Below are 19,704 nucleotides of genomic sequence, written 5' to 3' on the forward strand. Positions count from 1 at the left end.
CCGCAGCAGGGTCATTACGCTACCATCTGCGCTCCGGTACCCACAGGCAGGATAAAGCCAATGAATACTGTTCTCTATCCCGGCACGTTCGACCCCATTACCAAGGGCCACATGGACCTGGTAGGACGCGCAGCCAAGCTGTTCGACAAGGTGGTGGTGGCGGTCGCCGCCAGCCCGAAGAAGAACCCAGCGTTTTCGCTCGAACAGCGCGTTGAAATGGCACGCGAGGTGCTCAAGGAGTACCCGAACGTTGAAGTGGTGGGTTTTTCCAGCCTGCTCGCGCACTTCACCCGTGAAGTCGGCGCCAACGTGCTGCTGCGCGGCCTGCGGGCGGTATCGGATTTCGAATACGAATTCCAGCTGGCCAACATGAACCGTCAATTGGCACCGGAAGTGGAAAGTCTGTTCCTGACGCCCTCGGAGAAGTATTCTTATATCTCGTCCACCCTGGTCCGCGAAATCGCTTCCCTGGGCGGCGATGTCACCAAGTTCGTTCATCCGGTAGTGCATGAAGCCCTGCTCGAGCGCTTCAGCGGCTGAACGGCAGCTACCCGGAGTAAAGCAAGTCAATGGCCCTGATCATTACCGACGACTGCATCAACTGCGACGTCTGCGAGCCGGAATGTCCCAACGGGGCCATTTCCCAGGGCGAGGAAATCTATGTCATCGACCCCAACCTGTGCACCGAGTGCGTCGGCCATTTCGACGAGCCCCAGTGCCAGCAGGTCTGTCCGGTCGACTGCATACCCCTTGACCCCGAGCACGCCGAGACCAGGGAGCAGCTGATGGATAAGTATCAGTTGCTCACCAGCACCAAATGAGTATGTTGGTGCGCCTGCCGATCCTGCTGGCACTGCTGCTGAGCCTGACGGTTCACGCCGCCCCGGCGCCCGATCAGCAGGCCGTTGCCAGTGCTCACCCTGTCGCTACCGCCGCCGGCCACCTGATTCTCGATCAGGGCGGCAACGCCTTCGATGCCGCCATTGCCGTGGCGGCTACCCTGGCCGTGGTCGAGCCCTACGGGTCGGGTATCGGTGGCGGCGGTTTCTTCCTGTTGCGCCAGCCTGGCGACAACACACCCCGCTATCGTTTCATCGATGCCCGGGAAACCGCCCCCCTGGCGGCCCATCGGGACATGTACCTGGATCAGGCCAACGAACCGCAACGGGTGATCAACGGGCCGCTGGCCGCCGGCATCCCGGGCACACCGGCGGCACTGGTGCATCTGGCGGAGAACTATGGCGTGCTGCCGCTGGCGCAAAGCCTGGCGCCGGCCATCGCCGCCGCCGAAGACGGCTTCGCCGTGGGCGAGAGCTATCGCACACTGGTCGGCTTCCGTCTGGCCGCCATGCAGGCGGATGCGGAGACGGCGCGTATCTTCCTGCAGAACGACCAAGCACCGGCCTCCGGCAGCCTGATCCGCCAGCCGGAGCTGGCCGATACCCTGCGCGCACTGGCCACCCAGGGCCATGACGGTTTCTATCGCGGACCGGTAGCCGAACGCCTGGTCAGCGGAGTGCAAGCCGCTGGCGGCATCTGGCAGCCCACCGACCTGGAAAACTACCGGGTCATCGAGCGCGAACCGATCCGCTTCGACAGCCGCGGTTTCGAGGTGATCAGCGCACCGCCGCCCTCGGCCGGTGGCATCGCCCTGGCCGGTATCCTGCAGGGGCTGGAACAGTTGCCGGCAGCAACCCCGGGCTCCGTGCAGTGGACGCATCAGCTGGTCGAATTGATGCGCCGTACCTACCGCGACCGGGCAGTACTGCTGGGCGACAGCGATTTCATCGAGGTGCCGACCGCGCGGCTGGTATCAGCGGAGTACGCTCGCCAGCTGGCTGCAGGCGTCAATCCCGAGCAAGCCACACCGAGCACCGAGCTGGGCCCGCCACAGCCCTTCCAGGAAGGCACCAATACCACGCATTTCTCCCTGATCGACCGCCAGGGCAACGCGGTGGCCGCCACCCTCAGCATCAACCTGCCGTTCGGGGCGGCTTTTACCGTACCGGGCACCGGCGTGCTGCTGAACAACGAGATGGATGATTTCGCCGCCGACCCCTCGGGCAAGAACAGCTACGCGCTGGCCGGCAGCGAGGCCAATGCCATCGCCCCCGGCAAGCGCCCGCTGTCGAGCATGACCCCGACCATGCTGGAAAACGATGGGCAGTTGGCGGTGCTCGGCACGCCCGGCGGCAGCCGCATCATCAGCATGGTTCTGCTTGGCACGCTGCAGGCGATGGACGCCCGACCGGTGACCGAATGGGTCAGCCGCCCACGCTTTCATCATCAGTATCTGCCCGATCATATCCAGGTCGAGGACAGCGCCTTCGATAGCCGCCAACAGGCAGCGCTGCAGGCCCTGGGCCACAGCATCAGGCCGGTCGGCCGGGATTATGGCGATATGCAGGCGCTGTTGTGGGACAAGCGCCGCGGCGAGCTCAGCGCCGCCAGTGATCCGCGCGGTGAAGGCGAGGCCAGCGTGCAGCACCCGATCAAGCCAGACTGACCGCCTGTTCCAGACGCTGGGCCTCATTCGTGGATACCCGCTGCGCCAGCCCGGCATGGCCGCGCCGCAAATGCCGGCGCACGCGCAGCATGTAATGCAGGTCATTGAGCAACGAGGTGGCCTGCCAGCCATCCAGCTCCCGGTTGCGCAACTGCTGTTGCAGCTCACGCTGGAAGGCCTCGGCAAACAGCCGGTCCTGCGCTTCGCCATCCTCCAGCCGCTGGCCGCGAGCCTCGGCATCATCGGCCACCTCCAGCCAGTGGCGCAGTTCCAGCAGGGACAGGCCACCCTGTTCCCGTAGCCGCATGTACGCCTCACGGATCGCCGGCTGGGTGCTGTCGATCTGATGACGCAGGTTGCTCTGCAGGTGCTTGGCCGCCTTGACCGCGCTCACCAGATCCCGCGCCGCCGTAGTCGCGTTGAGCATCGCCTGTTGCTGCTCGGGCAGCAGCGAGACGTCGACATGGGACAGGAAGTCGACGATATCGGCATACACCCCCTTGATGTGGCGTTCGTACAAGGCATCGGCGTCTTCACGCATCGCCAGCGGCACCGGCTGGCGCACCTGCTCATGCAGTTCGGCTGGCGTCAGCTCGGCCAGGCGCGACGGCAGATACAGCGCCGCACCGACCACCTGCCGGCTCAATTGCGCCAGATGCTGCACCTCCTGGTCCAGTACCTTGAGCGCAGTATCGGCGTGCAGCAAGGCCGACTCGTTGATGTACAACGCTCGGGTGCGCGGCTGCTCACTGAGCATGCCGCCGCCTTCCGGCAGTGGCTCGCCATCGGGCAGCCAGCGCTCCAGCGCGCGGACCAGCAGAAAACTCCAGGGCAGCATCAGCGCCAGACCGAAGACGTTGTACAGGCTATGGAAGATCGCCAGCTTGAGCATGTGCGCATCCGGCGCCAGGCCACCCACATCGGCCAGCCATTCGACCGCTGCCATCAGTTGATGCAGCAACAGCAGCGCGCCACCGGCGGTGACCAGGTTGAAGATCAGGTGGGTGGCGGCGATGCGGCGACCGGCATTGTTGCTGCCGATGGCGGCGAACAACGCGGTGGCCGTGGAACCGAGATTGGCACCGATCACCAGCGCCAGCGCATTGTCATACTGCACCTGCCCCGCTGCCAGCGCCGCCAGGGTCAGCACCAGGGTAGCGTGGCTGGACTGCATGATCACCGTGGCCAGCGCACCGATCAGCACGAACAACAGTACCCCGGACCAGCCTTCGACAGCGTAGCGCCCAAGATCGAAGGCGCCTTCGAAGCCGCTGAAGCCGGTCTTCATCAGATCGATGCCGAGAAACAGCAAACCGATACCCAGCAGCGCCAGCCCCAGGCCACGCCAGTTGCCGGCCTCGCGTCGGGCCAGAAACACGCCGAAGGCGAGCATGGGCATCGACAGCTGGGCCATGTCCAGCTTGAGACCGGCCAGGGCAATCAGCCAGGCGCCGGAGGTGGTCCCGAGGTTGGCACCCAATACCAGGCCGACTCCGCCCAGGGTGTTGATCAGCCCGGCACTGAGAAAGGCAATGCCGAGCAGCGTGACCAGGGTGCTGGACTGCACCATGGCGGTACTCACTACCCCCACCAGCAGGCTTTTCCACAGGCCGCTGGTGCTCCACTTCAGCCAGCGCTCCAGCGCGCCGCCGGAGAAGGCGCGAAAGCCCTCCTCCAGCCGGCCAATACCGAGCACGAACAGCGCCACGCCGGCAGCCAGCGTGGCCACTGCCGTGCTCCAGATCATCAAACCGAGCAATCCCAGCAACAGGGCTGGCAGCCAGACCTGCCCGACTATCTTGCGCATAAGCCCCGACTACCATCAGACAGGCCAGGACTGCCGGCTAACGCCGCAGCCGGATTGCCTCGATCAGCGATTCTCGTCGCGCTGCTTGCGACCGTAACCGCTCTTGGTGCAACCCAGGCAACGCATGAAGGTTTCCTTGCCGGGGCGGACCACCAGCTCCTGCCCCGCTTCGGCGGTGTTGCCCGCCAGTGCGGTGAACGGCAGGCTGACGACGAAGGCTGCCGCGCCGACCGCAGTGATGGCGGCGCCGATCGGCCGGGCGATGACCAGATCACCGACCATGGCGAAGATGCCGGGGTTCTCGACGTGTTCCTGGTAACCATAGTTGGCCTCGGTGGCCATGACGCTGCCGGCAAGCAGCAGGCCGGCGAACAGAGCAGTGAAGTGACGTAACAGGCGCATATGTGTAATCCCTGATGGTGAGCCCGATGGGAGCATCGTTTTGTTGTCAGGGCACTCCTTCCCGGAGTGCACTCAATGGCAATTGTAGGCCCATTCGGAATATTAGGAAACGTGACATGGGCAAAGCGCTACCAGTCGCACATTTTCCTCAACCGAGTCTCAACCGAGGTCCTCCAGCCACTGGCCCAACTCCGGTAACGGCATCGGCGTGGCGTACCAGCAGCCCTGTCCCAGCACGCAACCCAGGCCCTGCAGACATGCCATCTGCGCCACGGTCTCGACCCCGTCCGCCAAGGTCCGCATACCCAGCACCGCTGCCATCTCCACCACTGCGCGAGTGAGCGCCCGGTCACCGATATTATCCGGCAGACCTGCGGTAAACAGACGGTCGATCTTCAAGGTGCTGGCCGGCAACCCCTTCAATCGCGCGAGTGAGGCGTGGCCCGTGCCAAAACCGCCCACTCCCAGACTGACACCGGTTTCGGCCAGGGCCAGCAGGTTCTGCCGCACCGGCGTGCTGGGGTCCACGGCAGTCTCCTCGATGACCTCCAGCTCCAGATGGCGCGGCGCCAGGCCATTTTCCTGCAGCACCTGCTGCACCAGTTGGGCAAAACCCGGCGTACGTAACAGAGCGGTGCCAATGCGCACTGTCACTCGCGCATCCAGCAACCCCGCCGCCAACAGCTGCGCCTTGTCCCGACAGGCCTGCTGCAAGGCCCAGCGCTCGATATCAGCCGCCAGGCCATGCGCCTGGGCCATGGGCATGAACTCCTCGGGCATGACTAGCCGCTGCTCGGAGCGCCAACGCAACATCGCCTCCAGGCCGGACGGCCTCAGGCTGCGCATATCGAACTGCGGTTGGTAGTGCAGTTCCAGTTGCCGCTGTGCGACGGCCCGACGCAGTGCTGTCAGTTGCCGATGGGCCTTCTCGGTGCGCTCGAGCAAGGCCATGCTGAAGACCCTGACGCGATCACCGCCATCCAGCTTGGCCTGGTACATGGCGATATCGGCCTCATCCAGCAAGTCATCGGCCTCCTGCTGCCCGTTCAGCAGGCTGATACCAATGCTCGCGGTGACCTGCAAAGCCAGGCCCTCCACGCTGAACGGTTGTTGCAGGCTGGCGACCAGACGGGCAGCAACCCGCTGCGCCAGCTCCGGGTCATTGTCCAGGTGCGCCAGCACCACGAACTCGTCCCCACCGAGCCTGCCCAGCAGATCATGATCACGCAGCCTGCGACGCAGGCGCTCGGCCACCCTCTTGAGCAGCAGATCTCCCAACCGATGGCCGTGTTTATCGTTGACCGCCTTGAAACCATCCAGGTCTATGTACAGCACTGCCAGGGAGTGGCCCCGGCTGCGGCACTCCTGTAGTGCTTGAGTCAGGGCCTGCAGGAACTGTTCGCGGTTGGGGCATCCGGTGAGGCTGTCGTGGGAAGCGAGAAACGCGATATGCTCGGTGTATCTGCGTTGCTCGGTAATGTCATGGCAGCTGTTGACGAACAGCCGCTGCCCCCGCCACATGAACTCGCCAACACTCAGCCGCAGGGTCAGACATTCACTGCCCCGGCGCCATCCCGCCAACTCCCGCCCCGTGATTCCTCCGGTATACCAGGACTGCGGCTGGGGATCAGGGTCGGACAATGCAGCAGGCAGGGATATCACCAGAGAGATATGCTGGCCCAGCAACTGGCCGGCGGTATAACGGAACAGTTCCAGAGCAGCGTTGTTGGCCATCCGGATCGTGCCCTGCTCGTCGGTCACCAGTACGCCGTCCTGCAGCGCATCGAACATGGCCGTGAGGAACGCAGCATCCAGGCCTGCCCGGCCCAATAGACTGGCTGCACCGGCCCCGCTGTCTACTTCGTCTCCTGGGTACTCCACCGCAGATTCCTCGTCCTCGTGCTGCAACGCTCAGCCGGGATCAATACGGCCTGGCATGACCGCAACCCAATAAAGTTCGCCATGGCTGCAACGATTTGCTTCTCTCTCCATCAAACCTCAAAGGATGCGAAATACATGCTCATGGCGAGTGCCGAAATCACCTGCGTGTCCGGCGGGCTGAGCGCTCCCGTTCCGTCGCATCCGCCGCAATCCATCCAGCGAAACCCAGCGAATGGTAGCACGACACCATCATTTGTTAACCACAAATTACGCAACAGGCGTAACCAAAGCTGTTTTCCCGGTTACGCCACCCCTCCCGGTTAGCCTGTAGTGTTTCCGGCATGGAAAATACACGCCAACAATTCGCCGAACGCCTGCAGCAAGCTCTGAAACACGCGGGCTATGCGCCCAAGCCTGCGGTGCTCGAGCGCGAGTTCAACCTGCGCTATCTGGGCAAACCGATGACGCTGCATGGCGTGCGGCGCTGGCTGAAGGGCGAGACCCTGCCCAGCGAAGACAAGCTGCTGGTATTGGCGCGATGGCTGAAGGTGGACGTGCGCGAATTGCGCTTCGGCGAGCAGGTCAGTCATCAGGTCCGGGAACGACAGCTCCCCTATCCCGAGATTCCTCATCGGGAACAGGAAGTCATCGAGATGTTTCTTGAGTTATCACCGTCCCGTCGCCAGGTAATTTGCGATGTGATCATGACCTTCGCCCTGGCCGAGCAGGCGCAATTCGGCACACCGCCAGCCAAACCCGACAATGACCAGGAGAACACCACCGCCGAACAAGATCCGGCCTGAGGTCTGCTGGCGCTCCCTCCACGCACCCCAACCCAGGCCCAGGAACCTAGCTCTGACAGCGGCGACAATACACCGAGCTGCGCTGGCCCAGCCGGCATTCGGACAGGGTAGTGCCACAGACCTTGCACATCTGCCCGGCCCGGCCATAGACGAACAGTTCCTGCTGGAAATAGCCCGGCTTGCCATCTCCGCCAATGAAGTCGCGCAGGGTGGTACCGCCACTGTCGATAGCCCGCGCCAGCACCTTCTTGATCTCTTCGGCCAGCTCCTGATAGCGGGCACGGCTGATCCGTCCCGCCTCGCGACGTGGATCGATGCCGGCGGCGAACAGCGCCTCGGTCGCATAGATGTTGCCCACCCCGACCACCACTGCGTTATCCATGATGAAGGGCTTTACCGCCATGCTGCGCTTGCGTGACATCTGGTACAGGCGCTCACCGTCGAATTCCGGCGACAGCGGCTCGGGGCCGAGCCGGGCCAGCAGCGGGTGCTGTTCCCCGGCACGCTGCCAGAGCATGGCACCGAAACGCCGGGGATCGGTGTAGCGCAGGGTCAGCCCGGAATCCAGTTCGATATCCACATGCTCATGCTTGAGCACCGGTGTATCGACCGGTACCAGCCGCAGGTTGCCGGACATGCCCAGGTGGCTGATCAGGGTGCCACCGCCGATATCCATCAGCAGGTACTTGGCCCGTCGGCGGATGGCGGTGAAGGTCTGGTTCTCGATCTGGATCGCCAGGTCCTCGGGGATCGGCCAGCGCAGACGGGGATCTCGGACGATCAGGCGGGTCACGCGGCGCCCCTCCAGGTGAGGGGCGATACCGCGGCGGGTGGTTTCTACTTCGGGCAGCTCGGGCATGGACAGTTTTGCTATGAGTGTAACCAATGGACAACGAACAATAGCAGCAACAGCAGCGGCAGTGCACTGGCGACGAAGCGGCCGTTCCAGCCGAACGCCACCCGCAGCGGCCTTTCGCCGCTGTAGCGCGCCAGGATCAGGGTCGATGGGCCGAACGGCGAGAAGATCATGGCGATCGAGAAACCGCACATCAGCCCCAGGGCCGGCGTCATGATCGGCACTCCCAGCCGTGCCAGCTCGGCCAACAGGCCGACCAGCAGTGACAGCGACACGATGGGCGCCACTCCGGCCATGGCCAGCAGGATGATACCCAGCAGGCTGGCCACCGCCAGCAGCATGTTGTATTTCGGCTCCTGCGCCAGCCAGGCGGCCAGCTCCTCCAGCGGCGCGATGGCACCGAGCACACCACCCATCAACGCGGCGCAGCCGAAGATGAACATCTCGTTATGCATGGTCACCAGGTTGTCGGTCACCTGGCTCAGTACCTCACGCGGCGAGCGCTCGCGCCACAACAGGTAGCCGACGATGCCCAGCGGCACCAGGATCATCGCCGCCTGGGAGGGCGTCAACACCGTCAGCCAGGCCAGCACGCCGATCGCGGCCAGGCCGAGCAGGCTGCCAAGCAGCAACTGGCCCATGCCGGCGGCGCGACTGCTGTCACCGATGCTCTCGCGCAGCGCCAGCAGCCCCCGGGTCTCCCGCCGCCAGCCCACCACTACCAGCAGCACGGTCGCCACCAGCCCGTAGGGAAACATGACCGCCCAGGACAGCTCGGGCATTTCCCGGCTGATCATGGCGATGGTGATGCTGGTCGGCGCGATCAGCGGCACCAGGGCAAAACCACGCAGCGTGGTCACCATCACTGCGCGCATGCCGGCACGGCGTTGCGCGTCATCCAGGGAGTACTGCTGCAGGTGCTGGCTGAGGGTGCCGCACAGCAGGCTCATCATGCCGAAATTGAGGATCGAGCCAATGCTGCCGGCGGTCAGGACATAACGCGGATACAGCCACACCGCCGGGCCCGCCAGCAGTGCCTTGTGCATTTCCCGCAGGTGCGGGAGGTGCCTGGCCAGCAGTTGCATCAACCCCAGTGCGCCGAGAAAGCTGGCGTAATATGCCGCGGAGCTGGCCAGCCGGCCCCAGAGCGCTGGGTCAGCCTGGCCCAACACCACCAGCGCCAGCAACATGCCCAGCGTCAGCAGGCCGAGCATGCGTGGGTAGGGCAACAAACGGGGGAAATGCAGCAGGAAGTAGCCGCCCAGTGCTGCCGCCGCCAGCCAGCTCAGCTGTGGCCATTGTCCGGCCAGGGCCACCAGCTCAAGGCCGACCCCCAGCGGCAGCAGCGACCTCACGGCAGGTCTCGACGTAGCGCACCCTGTTTGAACACGCCTTCGCCAAAGGCGATGAGGTTGTCGTTCTCGTCGAGCAGGTCACAGCTGGCCATGAAGATCTTGTGCCCGGCCTTGCGACAAGTGGCTACGGCGCGCAGGCAGGCACCGGCGCTGGCGACACTGCTGAAGTTGACGTTCAGTGACAGGGTAATGGCAACCCGTCGCTCGTCGGGATTTTCCGCATAGGTGCCGCACAGCCCCATGGCTACATCCAGCAGGGTCGCGGTCACGCCACCATGGAGGTTGCTGGCATTGTTCAGGTGGCGAGGCCCCAGGGTCAGGCCGATTACGGCACGGCCAGGCCCGAACTCCAGCAGCTCACCCCCGATATCCTGAAAAAAACCGGTTACCGTGCGTTGTACGGCCAGATTACGATCTTCACTCATAGATGCTGTTCTCTAGGGCTCTTGTCGACGGGCCGGCAGTATGCCATGGGCCAGGCTGAGCGTAAGCAGAGTTAATATTGACTGATGGGCCGCCATAAACAGGGCTGGCTTGCACTGATGGCCCGCAGGATTTAATCTCGTCCCACTTTAAATTGAAATACCATTTCGCATGGCGGAACATGGTAGCAAAGGGGTCTGTATATGTTCAATCGGATTGGAGTCATCGGCGCCGGCGCAATGGGCCGGGGTATCGCCCAACTGTTCGCCAGCAGCGGCCAGCAGGTCTTGCTGTTCGATACCCGTGCCGAAGCCATCGAGGACGCTCTGGCTTTTAACCGCAACCTGCTGCAACGCCAGCTGGCCAAGGGCAAATTGAGCGAGGCGGAGTTCGAGGCCATCAATGCCCGTATGCAGCCGGCGGCCGAACTGCAGCAGCTCAAGGACTGCGACCTGGTCATCGAGGCCATCGTCGAGATTCTCGAGGTCAAGCAGAAGCTGTTCGCCGACCTGGAAGCCATCGTCAGCGAAGATTGCCTGCTGGCCACCAATACGTCCTCGCTGTCGGTTACCCGCATCGCCGCCGGTTGCAGCCGTCCGGAACGGGTCGCGGGCTTTCACTTCTTCAACCCCGTGCCGTTGATGAAGATCGTCGAAGTGGTACGCGGTTCACGTACCGAGGAGCGCTACATCGACGGCCTGGTGAAGCTGGCGGACAAGGCCGGCCACTTCCCGGCCATCACCCCCGACACCCCCGGCTTCCTGGTCAACCATGCCGGCCGTGCCTTCGGCACCGAAGCGCTGCGCATGCTCAGCGAGGGCGTGGCCAGCGCGCAGCAGATCGACCGCATCCTGCGTGACGGCCCGGGCTTTCGCATGGGGCCGTTCGAGCTGTTCGATCTGACCGGGCTGGACGTCTCCCATGCGGTGATGGAGTCGGTGTACGAGCAGTTCTATCATGACCCGCGCTATACCCCGTCGTTCATCGCTGCCCAGCGGGTCGCCGCCGGCCTGCTCGGCCGCAAGACCGGCCAGGGCTTCTATCGCTATGAGGAAGGTCAGAAGATCGAGCAGCCCGAGCCAGCAGTGGAAACCGTCCTGCTCAACCAGCCCTTCTGGCTGCAGAGCGATGATCAGGCCTTGCGCGGTCAGGTAGCCGATGTGCTGAGTGCCGCCGGCGCCACGCTGGAAACCAGCGAGCACCCCTCCGCCGAGGCCATCTGCCTGATTACTCCGCAGGGCGAAGACTGCACGGCCGCGCTGACCCGCCTGGGTCTGCCCGCAAGCCGCACCCTGGCGCTGGACAGCTTCGCCAACTGGGACAAACGCCGCACGCTGATGCGCCAGCCCGCCGCCGACAGCCATGTCGTGGCCCAGGCCCGTCAGGCACTGGCTGCCGATGGTGTACCGGTGGAAGTGATCAACGACTCCCCCGGTTTCGTCATCCAGCGACTGATCGCCAGTGTGGTCAACCTGGGCTGTGACATCGCCCAGAAAGGTATCGCCACGCCGGAAACCCTGGACCGCGCCATCCAGCTCGCGCTGGGTTATCCGAAGGGCCCGCTGGCCTTCGGTGAGCACTATGGCAAGCAGGCGATTTTCACTGTTCTGAACAACATGCAGGCCAGCTACGGCGAGCCGCGCTATCGTCCCAGCCCCTGGCTGCGGCGCCGCGTACAGCTGGACCTGCCGCTGACCACCCCCGATTCCCAGGAGTAATCCCATGACTGCCTATATCTATGACGGTTTGCGTTCCCCCTTCGGCCGCCATGCCGGTGCGCTGGCCAGCGTGCGTCCCGATGACCTGCTGGCCGATGTGATCCGTGCCGTGGTGGCGCGCAACCCCTTCGCCGGCACTGACTATGAAGATGTGGTCATCGGCAACACCAACCAGGCGGGTGAGGACGCACGCAACGTCGCGCGCCACGCAGGTCTGCTGTCCGGTTTGCCGCAGGAAGTCGCCGGCGTCACGGTCAACCGCCTGTGCGGTTCCGGACTGGCGGCCATTCTGGATGCCGCCCGCGCGGTCAAGGCCGGTGAAGGCGAACTGTTCGTCGCTGGCGGCGTGGAAAGCATGAGCCGGGCACCCTTCGTCATCGCCAAGAGCGAAAGCCCCTACGCCCGCGAGTTCCGCGCCTTCGACAGCACCATCGGCGCACGCTTCCCCAACCCCAGGGTGGAAGCCGAATTCGGTGCTGACACCATGCCGCAGACCGCCGACAACGTCGCCGCGGAGCTGGGTATTACCCGCGAAGAAGCGGACACCTATGCCGCTCGCAGCCAGGCGCTGTACGAACAAGCCCGCGCCGCGGGATTCTTCTCCGAAGAAATCCTGCCGATCGAAGTACCCCAGGGCCGCAAGAAGCCGAACAAGGTGGTCGATCAGGACGAGCATCCGCGCCCGAGCAGCGACATGGCGGCACTGTCCGGCCTGCGCCCGCTGTCCGCTGACGGCGTGGTTACCGCCGGTAATGCCTCCGGGGTCAATGATGGCGCCGCGGCGCTGATCATCGGCAACGAAGCGATTGGCCAGAAGTACGGCATCAAGCCGCGCGCCCGTATCCTTGCCGGTGCCGTGTCCGGCGTCGCGCCACGGGTCATGGGCCTGGGTCCGGTGGAGGCCTGCAAGAAAGCCCTGGCCCGTGCAGGCCTGGGCCTGGATGACATGGATGTGATCGAGATCAACGAGGCCTTCGCCTCCCAGGTGCTGGGTTGCGCCAGGGAGCTGGGCATCGCCTTCGATGACCCGCGCCTGAACCCCAACGGCGGCGCCATCGCCGTCGGCCACCCGCTGGGCGCCTCCGGCGCCCGTCTGACGCTGACCGCGCTGCGCCAGCTGGAGCGTACTGGCAAGCGCTATGCGCTGGTCAGTCTGTGTATCGGTCTGGGCCAGGGTGTGGCGGCGGTGATCGAGCGGGTGTGAGGGTTTTCCCCCTCTCCCCAACCCCTCTCCCGCGAGGGGAGAGGGGCTCGGTCTGTGCAAGCCGGCAACATGGGTAACAGATCAGACCCATGACATGGGTACCCATGTTCCGGTTGTACAAATGCAGAACCTACTGGCTGGCACTCTGTAGCCGGAGACGCTGTTTTTCTCCCTCTCCCCTTGCGGGAGAGGGCCGGGGAGAGGGGGAACAAACTCAGCCCACCCCCACATGATCGAACCCGGGCACTGGAACTTCTGGCCTTGCCCACATCTCTGCTATGGTATCGATCCCATCCAACCGGACGCTTTCCGATGCATGTGAGTACCAATCCTTTTGAATGGCTGGGCCAGGCCTTCGGCACCCTGGTCAGGCTGATCGTCGATGGCCTGGCCTGGGTGTTCGATATGCTCAGTGGCGCCAGCACCGCCTTCGTCAATGGCTTTTCCCGGGCGCTGGGTGTCGACAGCAGCATCCTCAGCATCGCCTTTGTCGTGCTCGGGCTGTTTCTCATCTATCTTGGGGTCAGCGCCTTTATCAGGAAACGCTTCATCGGCGGCATCATCTGGCTGCTGCTCGGGCTGTGGCTATTGAGCACGCTGATCCGCTGACGCACCTTCCCTCTTCATGCCAACAAGGAGAACACCATGGGTTTTGCATTGAATCTCGATCTGCAACTGACCAGCAGCGCTTTCACGGCCGACGGCGCGATTCCCACCCGGCACACCGGCGAGGGTGAGGATGTCTCCCCGGCGCTGAGCTGGAGCAATGCGCCTGCTGGCACCAAAAGTTTCGCGGTGATCTGCCACGATCCGGATGCACCGCTAGTCTCGGCCAACGGCACCTACGGCTTCGTGCACTGGGTACACTACAACATTCCCGCCGATGTCACCTCGCTGCCCGAAGGCTGCAAACAGCACACCGACGGCCCGACCAACTTCGGCAAGGCCGGCTACGGCGGCCCCATGCCGCCCGAGGGTCACGGTCAACACAAGTACTACTTCTGGATTCTGGCGCTCGATTGCGAAGCGAACCTGGAGCAAGGGCTGGATATGTGGCAGCTGTTGGCCAAGGTGGAGCCGCATACCCTAGCGATGAACCGTCTGATCGGTACCTACCAGCGCGGCTGAACCCCGCTGCAGCGGGCATCCGCCAGGTGCCCGCTCAACCGCTTACCGAGCGCCAGGCCGCCTCTGCCAGCAGCTCCCGATAGGCGCTGGGCGGCGTACCTGCTCTGCCAGATAGCCATGACCGGCAATAATTCTCCGACTGACCGATGATCAGTGACGCCCTGAGTTCGGCCGGCCAGTCCCGCAACGCGGCACCCTGCTCGCGCTGTTCCAGCCACTGCGCCACCTGTTTGCCACGCTCGGCATTGCGGCGAGCCAACTCCGCCCCATGCGGTCCCTTGCTCACTGACGAGTGGGCCTGATACTGAAAACGCGCCCAGTCTGGCTGCGCCTCCACCCAATCGACATAGCTGTATACCAGCGCAGCAATGCCCTCGCGCAAGCTGTCCGCTTGTTCAAGGTACTGCTGCATCAATTGCTGCTGATCTTCCAACGCAGCAAGAAACAGGGCCGCCACCAGGCCATCCTTGTTGCCAAAATGGTGATAGATAGCCCCCACGCTGGTATCGCACCGCGCCTTGATCATGTCGATGGTGGTCGCCTCCAGGCCGTGCGTATTGAAGCACTGCAGCGCCTGCAACAGGATGTCGCGCTTGAGTTGTGCCCGTCTGCCGGGAAATCTGCGTTCCAGAATGCTGGTGTTGCTCATGGATGCTGGCTTGCTCCCAAGGTGGATGGACGATGCGGCGCAATCGTATCGCTGCGCCATAGGCCGTTGATGGTAAAGCACCGCACGCAGGACCGGTATGGTTGACGGATCGAGAATAACAGAATAATGTTCTTTTGCAGAAAATAATTCTGTTTCTATTGCCCAGGAGGAACCATGAGCAATGCATTGAACGCCTTCAACAGTTTCGGCTCGGAAAAATTCAGCGCCATGACCTGCCAGATGGCGCCCTATTTCAGCACCATCAATCCGCTGGTCATCGCCTTGCGGCCTGGCTATGCCGAAGCAACTGTGCCGTTTCGCCGCGAGATCACCAATCACCTGGGCACTGTGCATGCCATCGCCCTGTGCAATGCCGCCGAGCTGACCGCCGGCTTGATGACCGATGCTTCGATCCCGGCCGGTGCACGCTGGATTCCCAAAGGCATGACAGTGGAGTATCTGGCCAAGGCAAAAACCTCGGTGCGTGCCATTGCTGATGGCGGCGACGTCGATTGGAGCACCGCTGGCGACAAGGTGGTCACTGTGGCAATCTTCGATGAACAGGAACAACAGGTATTCACTGCCCGCATCACCATGAATGTGAAACTGTAACCCGCTGCAAAAGCTGCTCCGGCTGCCGGAGCAGCTGACCTGAATCCGTGACAAGGCCTATCCATGACTGAAGTAAACCTATCGTCCCATGCCTTCGACCAGGCAGTCCTGCTGGCTCCAACCGAACCCAACCAGTTCAGTGGCCATACCTCCGAACCCTACGCCAACATGGTCGGCCCGTTCGGCGGCATCACCGCGGCAACACTACTCAACGCCGTCATGCAGCACCCCGAACGTATCGGTGAGCCGGTATCATTGACGGTGAATTTCGCTGGGCCGATCGAGACGGGCGAATTCATCATTGAAGCCGTGCCAGTACGCACCAACCGCTCCACTCAGCACTGGAATCTGCTGCTGCGCCAGAACGGCACGGTTGCTACCACCGCCACGGTATTCTGTGCCGTTCGCCGGGAAACCTGGTCCGAGCAGGAGCTTGCGGCCCCCTCTGCACCCGCACCGGACACTCTGGAACGGCTGCCAACCGAGGGCCGGCGCGGCTGGATCAGCAATTACGATTTTCGCTTCGTGACCGGTGGCTATGATCCGGCCCGGCCCTATGAATCCAGCAGTTCACGCAGCCTGCTGTGGATTCGCGACCATCCGCGCCGGGCACTGGACTTCCCTGGACTGGCCGCCATCGGCGACAGCTTCTTTCCTCGCCTGTTCACCCGTCGCCAACAGTTCGTCCCCGCCGGCACGGTGTCGCTGACCATGTATTTCCATACCGACAGTACGCAACTGGCGCAGATCGGTGATGATTATCTGCTGGCCGAGGCCGTTGCCAACCAGACCCGCAATAATTACTTCGATCAGAGTGCCCATCTGTGGTCGAGGGACGGGCAACTGCTGCTGAGCACCACGCAGATCGTCTATTTCAAGGAATGAGCGCTGGCAAGCAGCGCTGGGCAGGATGCCGGCCGGCCCAGAACAGGGCCGGCCGGAAATGCTCTACGGCAGACTCAACTCGACGACACGCACCGTGTCCGCGGCGATATCGGCCTCGGTCAGCGCCATGTCGCGCCACTCCTTGTGGCTGAACATCACGGTCTGGTCGGCGAAGAACGCCGACTCGGGGTCATGCGCCTGACTGTAGCTCAGGTACATCTGCGCCTGCGGCCCTTCATCGGTATAGGCCAATGCCAGCACGAAGCTGGAGCCATAGGTGATGCGATAGGCACTTTGCTCGCCGTTGCCTTCGTCAAGACGGGACAGGCTGGCGCTGTCGGGCACCGGCTCACCGACCAGGATGGTGGCCAGGTCGGAGGTCGAGCGTGAGCCCTGGCTGATCATGTTGAACAGCCCCTCGAAGGATTGCCCGCCATGCACTGGTATCTTGTGCTCTGGCGACTTGAGCACGTATTGGATGCTGCCCAGCGGCGCATCCAGCGCAATCCCTTCGGCCCTGAGTCGCTCGGCGGCATCGTACAGCGGTTTGAGCAGGTCTTCCGGCGCCATGGTCTGGGTCAACCCGCCCGGGGTGAAGGCCGCCGCAGTCGCATCGAAGGGCACGGCGAACAGGTCGTCGCTCAGGTCGCGGTGCAGGGGCACCCGGAAGCCCTGCAGGTATTCACGCATCAGGTGCGCGCCCCGGCTGTCCAGGTTGTACAGTCCGTCCCAGCGCTCGAGTACCCCACAGGCCTCGCTGACATCCAGGGCCTGGCCCTCGACGATGATCTGCGGATGCTGGGTGCAACGCTGGACCAGCTCGTTGCGGAAACTGCCACTGAACAACGAACCATTCATGTCCAGTACCGCCTTGAGCGAATCCATGTCGAAGCGCTGATCGGCCTGGGTCAGGCCAAAGGCGTAGGGGTCGCTGATCATCTGCGCGTTGTAGCGGGTGCGCGGGCTGCGAACGGTTCCTTCCGGCCCGTAGATGATGCTGTGGTTCTCCAGCGGCGCGTCCAGGTTGGACAGCCAATGACTGCTGTTGGCGTTGTAGACATAGTCGGTGCGAGTCTGGCGGGGCGCCTGGCTGAACGGCACTATGCCCGGTACCACGGCATCAGGGTCGCTGACCCATGCATACTGCGACTCATGGCCCGGCAGCAGGATCTGGCCGGCTCCGTCCTGCCACAGGCCGGCCAGCTCCGGCAAACTCATTGCATAGCGCCAGTAACCCTCGGCCTGCGGTGACAACAGCGGCGTCACCGAGGCGTCGATATAGGAGGCGTTGCCTTCCTTGTCGATCATCATGGTGTTGACCCAGGGCAGCCCCTGGTGGGCGGCGAAACTGTCCATCACCTCCTGGGTACTGGTCGCCAGCCCCATCGCCAGCCACTGGTCCATTCCCCGGTTGTTGTCGATATTGACGTCGCGGTAGGTGATGGCTGTCGCGCCGGTCCAGCCCAGGGCGGGGCTCAGGCTGGACAGATCGACCATCGGCCCGTAATGACTGAAGTACAGTTCGTGGGAGTGGGGAACGAGCGAGCCGTCAGGCAGTTGCACGTCGATCAGCACAGTCTTCGACTCGATATCAAGCAGCTCGCCATCATAGTAGTAACGCAGCGGATCGGACGGATCGAGCGCCAACTGATACAGGGTGAAGCGCTTGGCCTGGGATACGGTATGGGTCCAGCCGATATCCTTGTTGAAGCCCATGGTGATCACCGGCAGGCCGAGCATGTTGGCGCCATGCACCTCCAGCTCACCGGGGATCTTCAGGTGCGCCTCGAAGAAACGCAGCTCGCCATCCCAGGGAAAGTGCGGGTTGCCCAGCAGCAGGCTGTTGGCGTCATTGACCCGCTGCGAGCCCAGTGCCCAGCCGTTGCTGCCGATGCCTTCGTTGGTGAGGACCTTCTCCGCATCCAGCTGGACGGTCAGCGGATAGGCGCTGCGCAAGGGGCGCGGGCGCTGCTGCTGGGCCAGCAGCGTATCGGCCTGCTCGCCCTGCATGACGACAGTGCTCGGCGGCTGGGCAATGGCCATGGCGGCCAGGAAGTTGCGGGTACTGGCGAGCGTCGCCAGATCCAGGTGATAGGCTGCCAGGATGGTGGGCGTGATCGGTTGTACCCAGTCGGCGCCCCGGCACGGGGAAGGATAGTCCTGGGGACTGTTATAGGCGCCCAGCGCCGCGTTGTAGCCCTCGACGTAGCCTTCGATCAGTTGCTGCGAATTGTCCGACATTCTGTCGTACAGCGCGTCGGCCCGCGCCTCGAAGTCGAGTGCCTTGTAGGCCACATCCGACAGCAGGTTGGCCATATTCTCACCGGGGCCGAAATAGCGGGACTTGTTACCCTGCATTTTCAGGATCTGTTCGGCCAGGGTGCAGAGGTTGTCTTCGGCATGGGCATGGGCCACGCCATAGCCGAGCCCACGGTAATCCGACGCCTGGATATGCGGTACGCCGTGGGAGGTATAGGTAATGGTGACATCGGGTGAGGGGGTCGATGGCCGGCTCGAAGAGCCTCCGCCACCACTGAGACATCCGGTCAGGAGAAACGAACCGACAGCCAGCGCGCTGATCAGCCTGGTTTGCATGGGAATCATCCTTTTTTATTGTTGTTTCCCGCCTCATCCGGGCCACTGCAACCCGGGTGGGGCTGTTCGGGCGATATAGCCCAGAATCAGTATTGTCGATTCGCCACCATGCACAAGCTCGGCTACCACATTATTCGCGGAATTGTTAATCCCCCATTCAGGGGAGCAGCATAATCCCGATATGCGCCCCCATGCATACTCAGTTGCTCTGGTTCGCCAATGCCGCGACCACTTCCGTGCGCAACGGCGCATTCAGCAGTTGCCGGGTTTCCCGGTAGGCCTTGCGGTCCAGTGCCGCCAGTTGCCGGGCCTTGTCCCGGGCACGCTCCAGCAGTTCGCCACCGGTCACCAGCTCATCATAGAAGCCAGCCTCCAGCGCCTGCTGCGGATCGAGGATCTGCGCCTGCAGGGCGCAGCGATTGAGCCATTGCGGCGCCAGTCCCGCCCGCGCCTGGGGCATGGCGGCATCGGGCATGGTCATGCCGATGGCCACTTCGTTCAGGCCGATGTTGAACGCACCCGCCGCACCGATGCGGTAGTCGGCCAGCAGCAACATGAAAGCCGCCTTGGCCATCGCATGTCCGGTGCTGGCCATCACCACCGGTGCCGGATAGTCCAGCAATGCCAGGGTCAACCGGTCGCCGGCGGCGCGCATGGCGTCGCAGGCCGGACCACCGGCGGCGATCAGCTTGCGATCATAGCCACCACTGAAGCAGCCTGCCCGGCCATAGATCAACAAGGCGGCATCCGCCCTCGCCGCCTCGGCGATCGCCGCCAGCAGATCATTCAGCATCTGCTCGGACAGCGCATTGACCTTGCCATCATCCAGGGCGATTTCGGCAATGCCATCGGCAATCCTCAGCGACAGAGCGCTCATGGC

19 protein-coding genes are annotated in these 19,704 nt (G+C 63.5%); 10 read left to right on the plus strand and 9 right to left on the minus strand.

Annotated features, from left to right (window positions below; genetic code table 11):
• Nucleotides 1–60 precede the first annotated feature (60 nt).
• Genes coaD through ggt form a run of 3 tightly spaced genes read left to right on the plus strand, consistent with a single transcriptional unit; the run spans nt 61 to nt 2,506 of the window.
• Nucleotides 61–540, plus strand: a complete 480-nt coding sequence (coaD, locus tag CQ007_RS16070) for a pantetheine-phosphate adenylyltransferase (RefSeq protein WP_105646844.1) — start codon at nt 61–63, stop codon at nt 538–540.
• A 29-nt stretch (nt 541–569) separates the two neighbouring features.
• The gene (locus CQ007_RS16075) at nt 570–821 is read left to right on the plus strand and encodes a YfhL family 4Fe-4S dicluster ferredoxin (RefSeq protein WP_105646845.1); all 252 of its coding nucleotides are present in this window, start codon (nt 570–572) and stop codon (nt 819–821) included.
• On the plus strand, nt 818–2,506 hold the full coding sequence (gene ggt, locus CQ007_RS16080) for a gamma-glutamyltransferase (RefSeq protein ID WP_105646846.1): 1,689 nt from the start codon (nt 818–820) through the stop codon (nt 2,504–2,506). The genes CQ007_RS16075 and ggt overlap by 4 nt, the downstream gene beginning before the upstream one ends.
• Here the strand turns inward: ggt and CQ007_RS16085 are convergent.
• The 3 genes from CQ007_RS16085 to CQ007_RS16095 all read right to left on the minus strand — a co-directional run bounded on the left by CQ007_RS16085 (nt 2,493) and on the right by CQ007_RS16095 (nt 6,596).
• Complete coding sequence (locus tag CQ007_RS16085) at nt 2,493–4,313, minus strand: Na/Pi cotransporter family protein (protein ID WP_105646847.1); 1,821 nt, start codon at nt 4,311–4,313, stop codon at nt 2,493–2,495. The genes ggt and CQ007_RS16085 overlap by 14 nt on opposite strands.
• 63 nt (nt 4,314–4,376) lie before the next feature.
• Nucleotides 4,377–4,655: a hypothetical protein gene (locus CQ007_RS16090; RefSeq protein ID WP_256582315.1), complete on the minus strand. Its 279-nt coding sequence runs from the start codon at nt 4,653–4,655 to the stop codon at nt 4,377–4,379.
• Between the two features lie 219 nt (nt 4,656–4,874).
• Nucleotides 4,875–6,596 carry a bifunctional diguanylate cyclase/phosphodiesterase gene (locus CQ007_RS16095; protein ID WP_146114597.1) on the minus strand — a complete coding sequence of 574 codons (1,722 nt, stop codon included), beginning with the start codon at nt 6,594–6,596 and terminating at the stop codon, nt 4,875–4,877.
• 341 nt (nt 6,597–6,937) lie between these two features.
• On the opposite strand from CQ007_RS16095, the gene CQ007_RS16100 reads away from it, so the two are divergent.
• Nucleotides 6,938–7,399, plus strand: a complete 462-nt coding sequence (locus CQ007_RS16100) for a DNA-binding protein (RefSeq protein WP_105646850.1) — start codon at nt 6,938–6,940, stop codon at nt 7,397–7,399.
• Nucleotides 7,400–7,445: 46 nt separating this feature from the next.
• Here the strand turns inward: CQ007_RS16100 and mutM are convergent, their stop codons facing one another.
• From mutM to CQ007_RS16115, 3 genes are read right to left on the minus strand one after another with little or no spacing between them, the layout of a single operon-like run.
• Complete coding sequence (gene mutM, locus CQ007_RS16105) at nt 7,446–8,258, minus strand: bifunctional DNA-formamidopyrimidine glycosylase/DNA-(apurinic or apyrimidinic site) lyase (protein WP_105646851.1); 813 nt, start codon at nt 8,256–8,258, stop codon at nt 7,446–7,448.
• Nucleotides 8,259–8,269: 11 nt separating this feature from the next.
• Nucleotides 8,270–9,610: a hypothetical protein gene (locus CQ007_RS16110; protein WP_105646852.1), complete on the minus strand. Its 1,341-nt coding sequence runs from the start codon at nt 9,608–9,610 to the stop codon at nt 8,270–8,272.
• Nucleotides 9,607–10,035 carry a PaaI family thioesterase gene (locus tag CQ007_RS16115; RefSeq protein WP_105646853.1) on the minus strand — a complete coding sequence of 143 codons (429 nt, stop codon included), beginning with the start codon at nt 10,033–10,035 and terminating at the stop codon, nt 9,607–9,609. Before CQ007_RS16115 ends, CQ007_RS16110 begins: the two co-directional genes overlap by 4 nt.
• A gap of 201 nt (nt 10,036–10,236) precedes the next feature.
• Between CQ007_RS16115 and CQ007_RS16120 the strand changes: the two genes are divergently transcribed.
• The 4 genes from CQ007_RS16120 to CQ007_RS16135 all read left to right on the plus strand — a co-directional run bounded on the left by CQ007_RS16120 (nt 10,237) and on the right by CQ007_RS16135 (nt 14,083).
• Complete coding sequence (locus CQ007_RS16120; protein WP_105646854.1) at nt 10,237–11,751, plus strand: 3-hydroxyacyl-CoA dehydrogenase; 1,515 nt, start codon at nt 10,237–10,239, stop codon at nt 11,749–11,751.
• 4 nt (nt 11,752–11,755) lie between these two features.
• Nucleotides 11,756–12,955 carry a 3-oxoadipyl-CoA thiolase gene (locus CQ007_RS16125; protein ID WP_105646855.1) on the plus strand — a complete coding sequence of 400 codons (1,200 nt, stop codon included), beginning with the start codon at nt 11,756–11,758 and terminating at the stop codon, nt 12,953–12,955.
• Between the two features lie 312 nt (nt 12,956–13,267).
• A complete protein-coding gene (locus CQ007_RS16130) occupies nt 13,268–13,564 on the plus strand; it encodes a hypothetical protein (RefSeq protein ID WP_105646856.1) in 297 nt (98 codons plus the stop codon).
• 36 nt (nt 13,565–13,600) lie between these two features.
• The gene (locus CQ007_RS16135; RefSeq protein ID WP_105646857.1) at nt 13,601–14,083 is read left to right on the plus strand and encodes a YbhB/YbcL family Raf kinase inhibitor-like protein; all 483 of its coding nucleotides are present in this window, start codon (nt 13,601–13,603) and stop codon (nt 14,081–14,083) included.
• A gap of 34 nt (nt 14,084–14,117) precedes the next feature.
• Here the strand turns inward: CQ007_RS16135 and CQ007_RS16140 are convergent, their stop codons facing one another.
• Nucleotides 14,118–14,732 (minus strand): TetR/AcrR family transcriptional regulator, encoded by a 615-nt coding sequence (locus CQ007_RS16140; RefSeq protein ID WP_105646858.1) that lies wholly within the window; start codon nt 14,730–14,732, stop codon nt 14,118–14,120.
• Between the two features lie 174 nt (nt 14,733–14,906).
• Here CQ007_RS16140 and CQ007_RS16145 point away from each other — a divergent pair, with 174 nt between their 5' ends.
• Nucleotides 14,907–15,344, plus strand: coding sequence for a hotdog fold domain-containing protein (locus CQ007_RS16145; protein ID WP_105646859.1), 438 nt, complete (start codon nt 14,907–14,909; stop codon nt 15,342–15,344).
• A 63-nt stretch (nt 15,345–15,407) separates the two neighbouring features.
• Nucleotides 15,408–16,229 (plus strand): acyl-CoA thioesterase II, encoded by an 822-nt coding sequence (locus tag CQ007_RS16150; protein WP_105646860.1) that lies wholly within the window; start codon nt 15,408–15,410, stop codon nt 16,227–16,229.
• Nucleotides 16,230–16,292: 63 nt separating this feature from the next.
• Here CQ007_RS16150 and CQ007_RS16155 read toward each other — a convergent pair whose 3' ends face one another.
• Nucleotides 16,293–18,824 (minus strand): penicillin acylase family protein, encoded by a 2,532-nt coding sequence (locus CQ007_RS16155; protein WP_158256786.1) that lies wholly within the window; start codon nt 18,822–18,824, stop codon nt 16,293–16,295.
• Nucleotides 18,825–19,023: 199 nt separating this feature from the next.
• Complete coding sequence (locus CQ007_RS16160; protein ID WP_218278899.1) at nt 19,024–19,701, minus strand: crotonase/enoyl-CoA hydratase family protein; 678 nt, start codon at nt 19,699–19,701, stop codon at nt 19,024–19,026.
• Between the last annotated feature and the right edge of the window lie 3 nt (nt 19,702–19,704).

Source organism: Pseudomonas sp. MYb185, from assembly GCF_002979975.1.
Classification (GTDB): Bacteria; Pseudomonadota; Gammaproteobacteria; order Pseudomonadales; family Pseudomonadaceae; genus Halopseudomonas.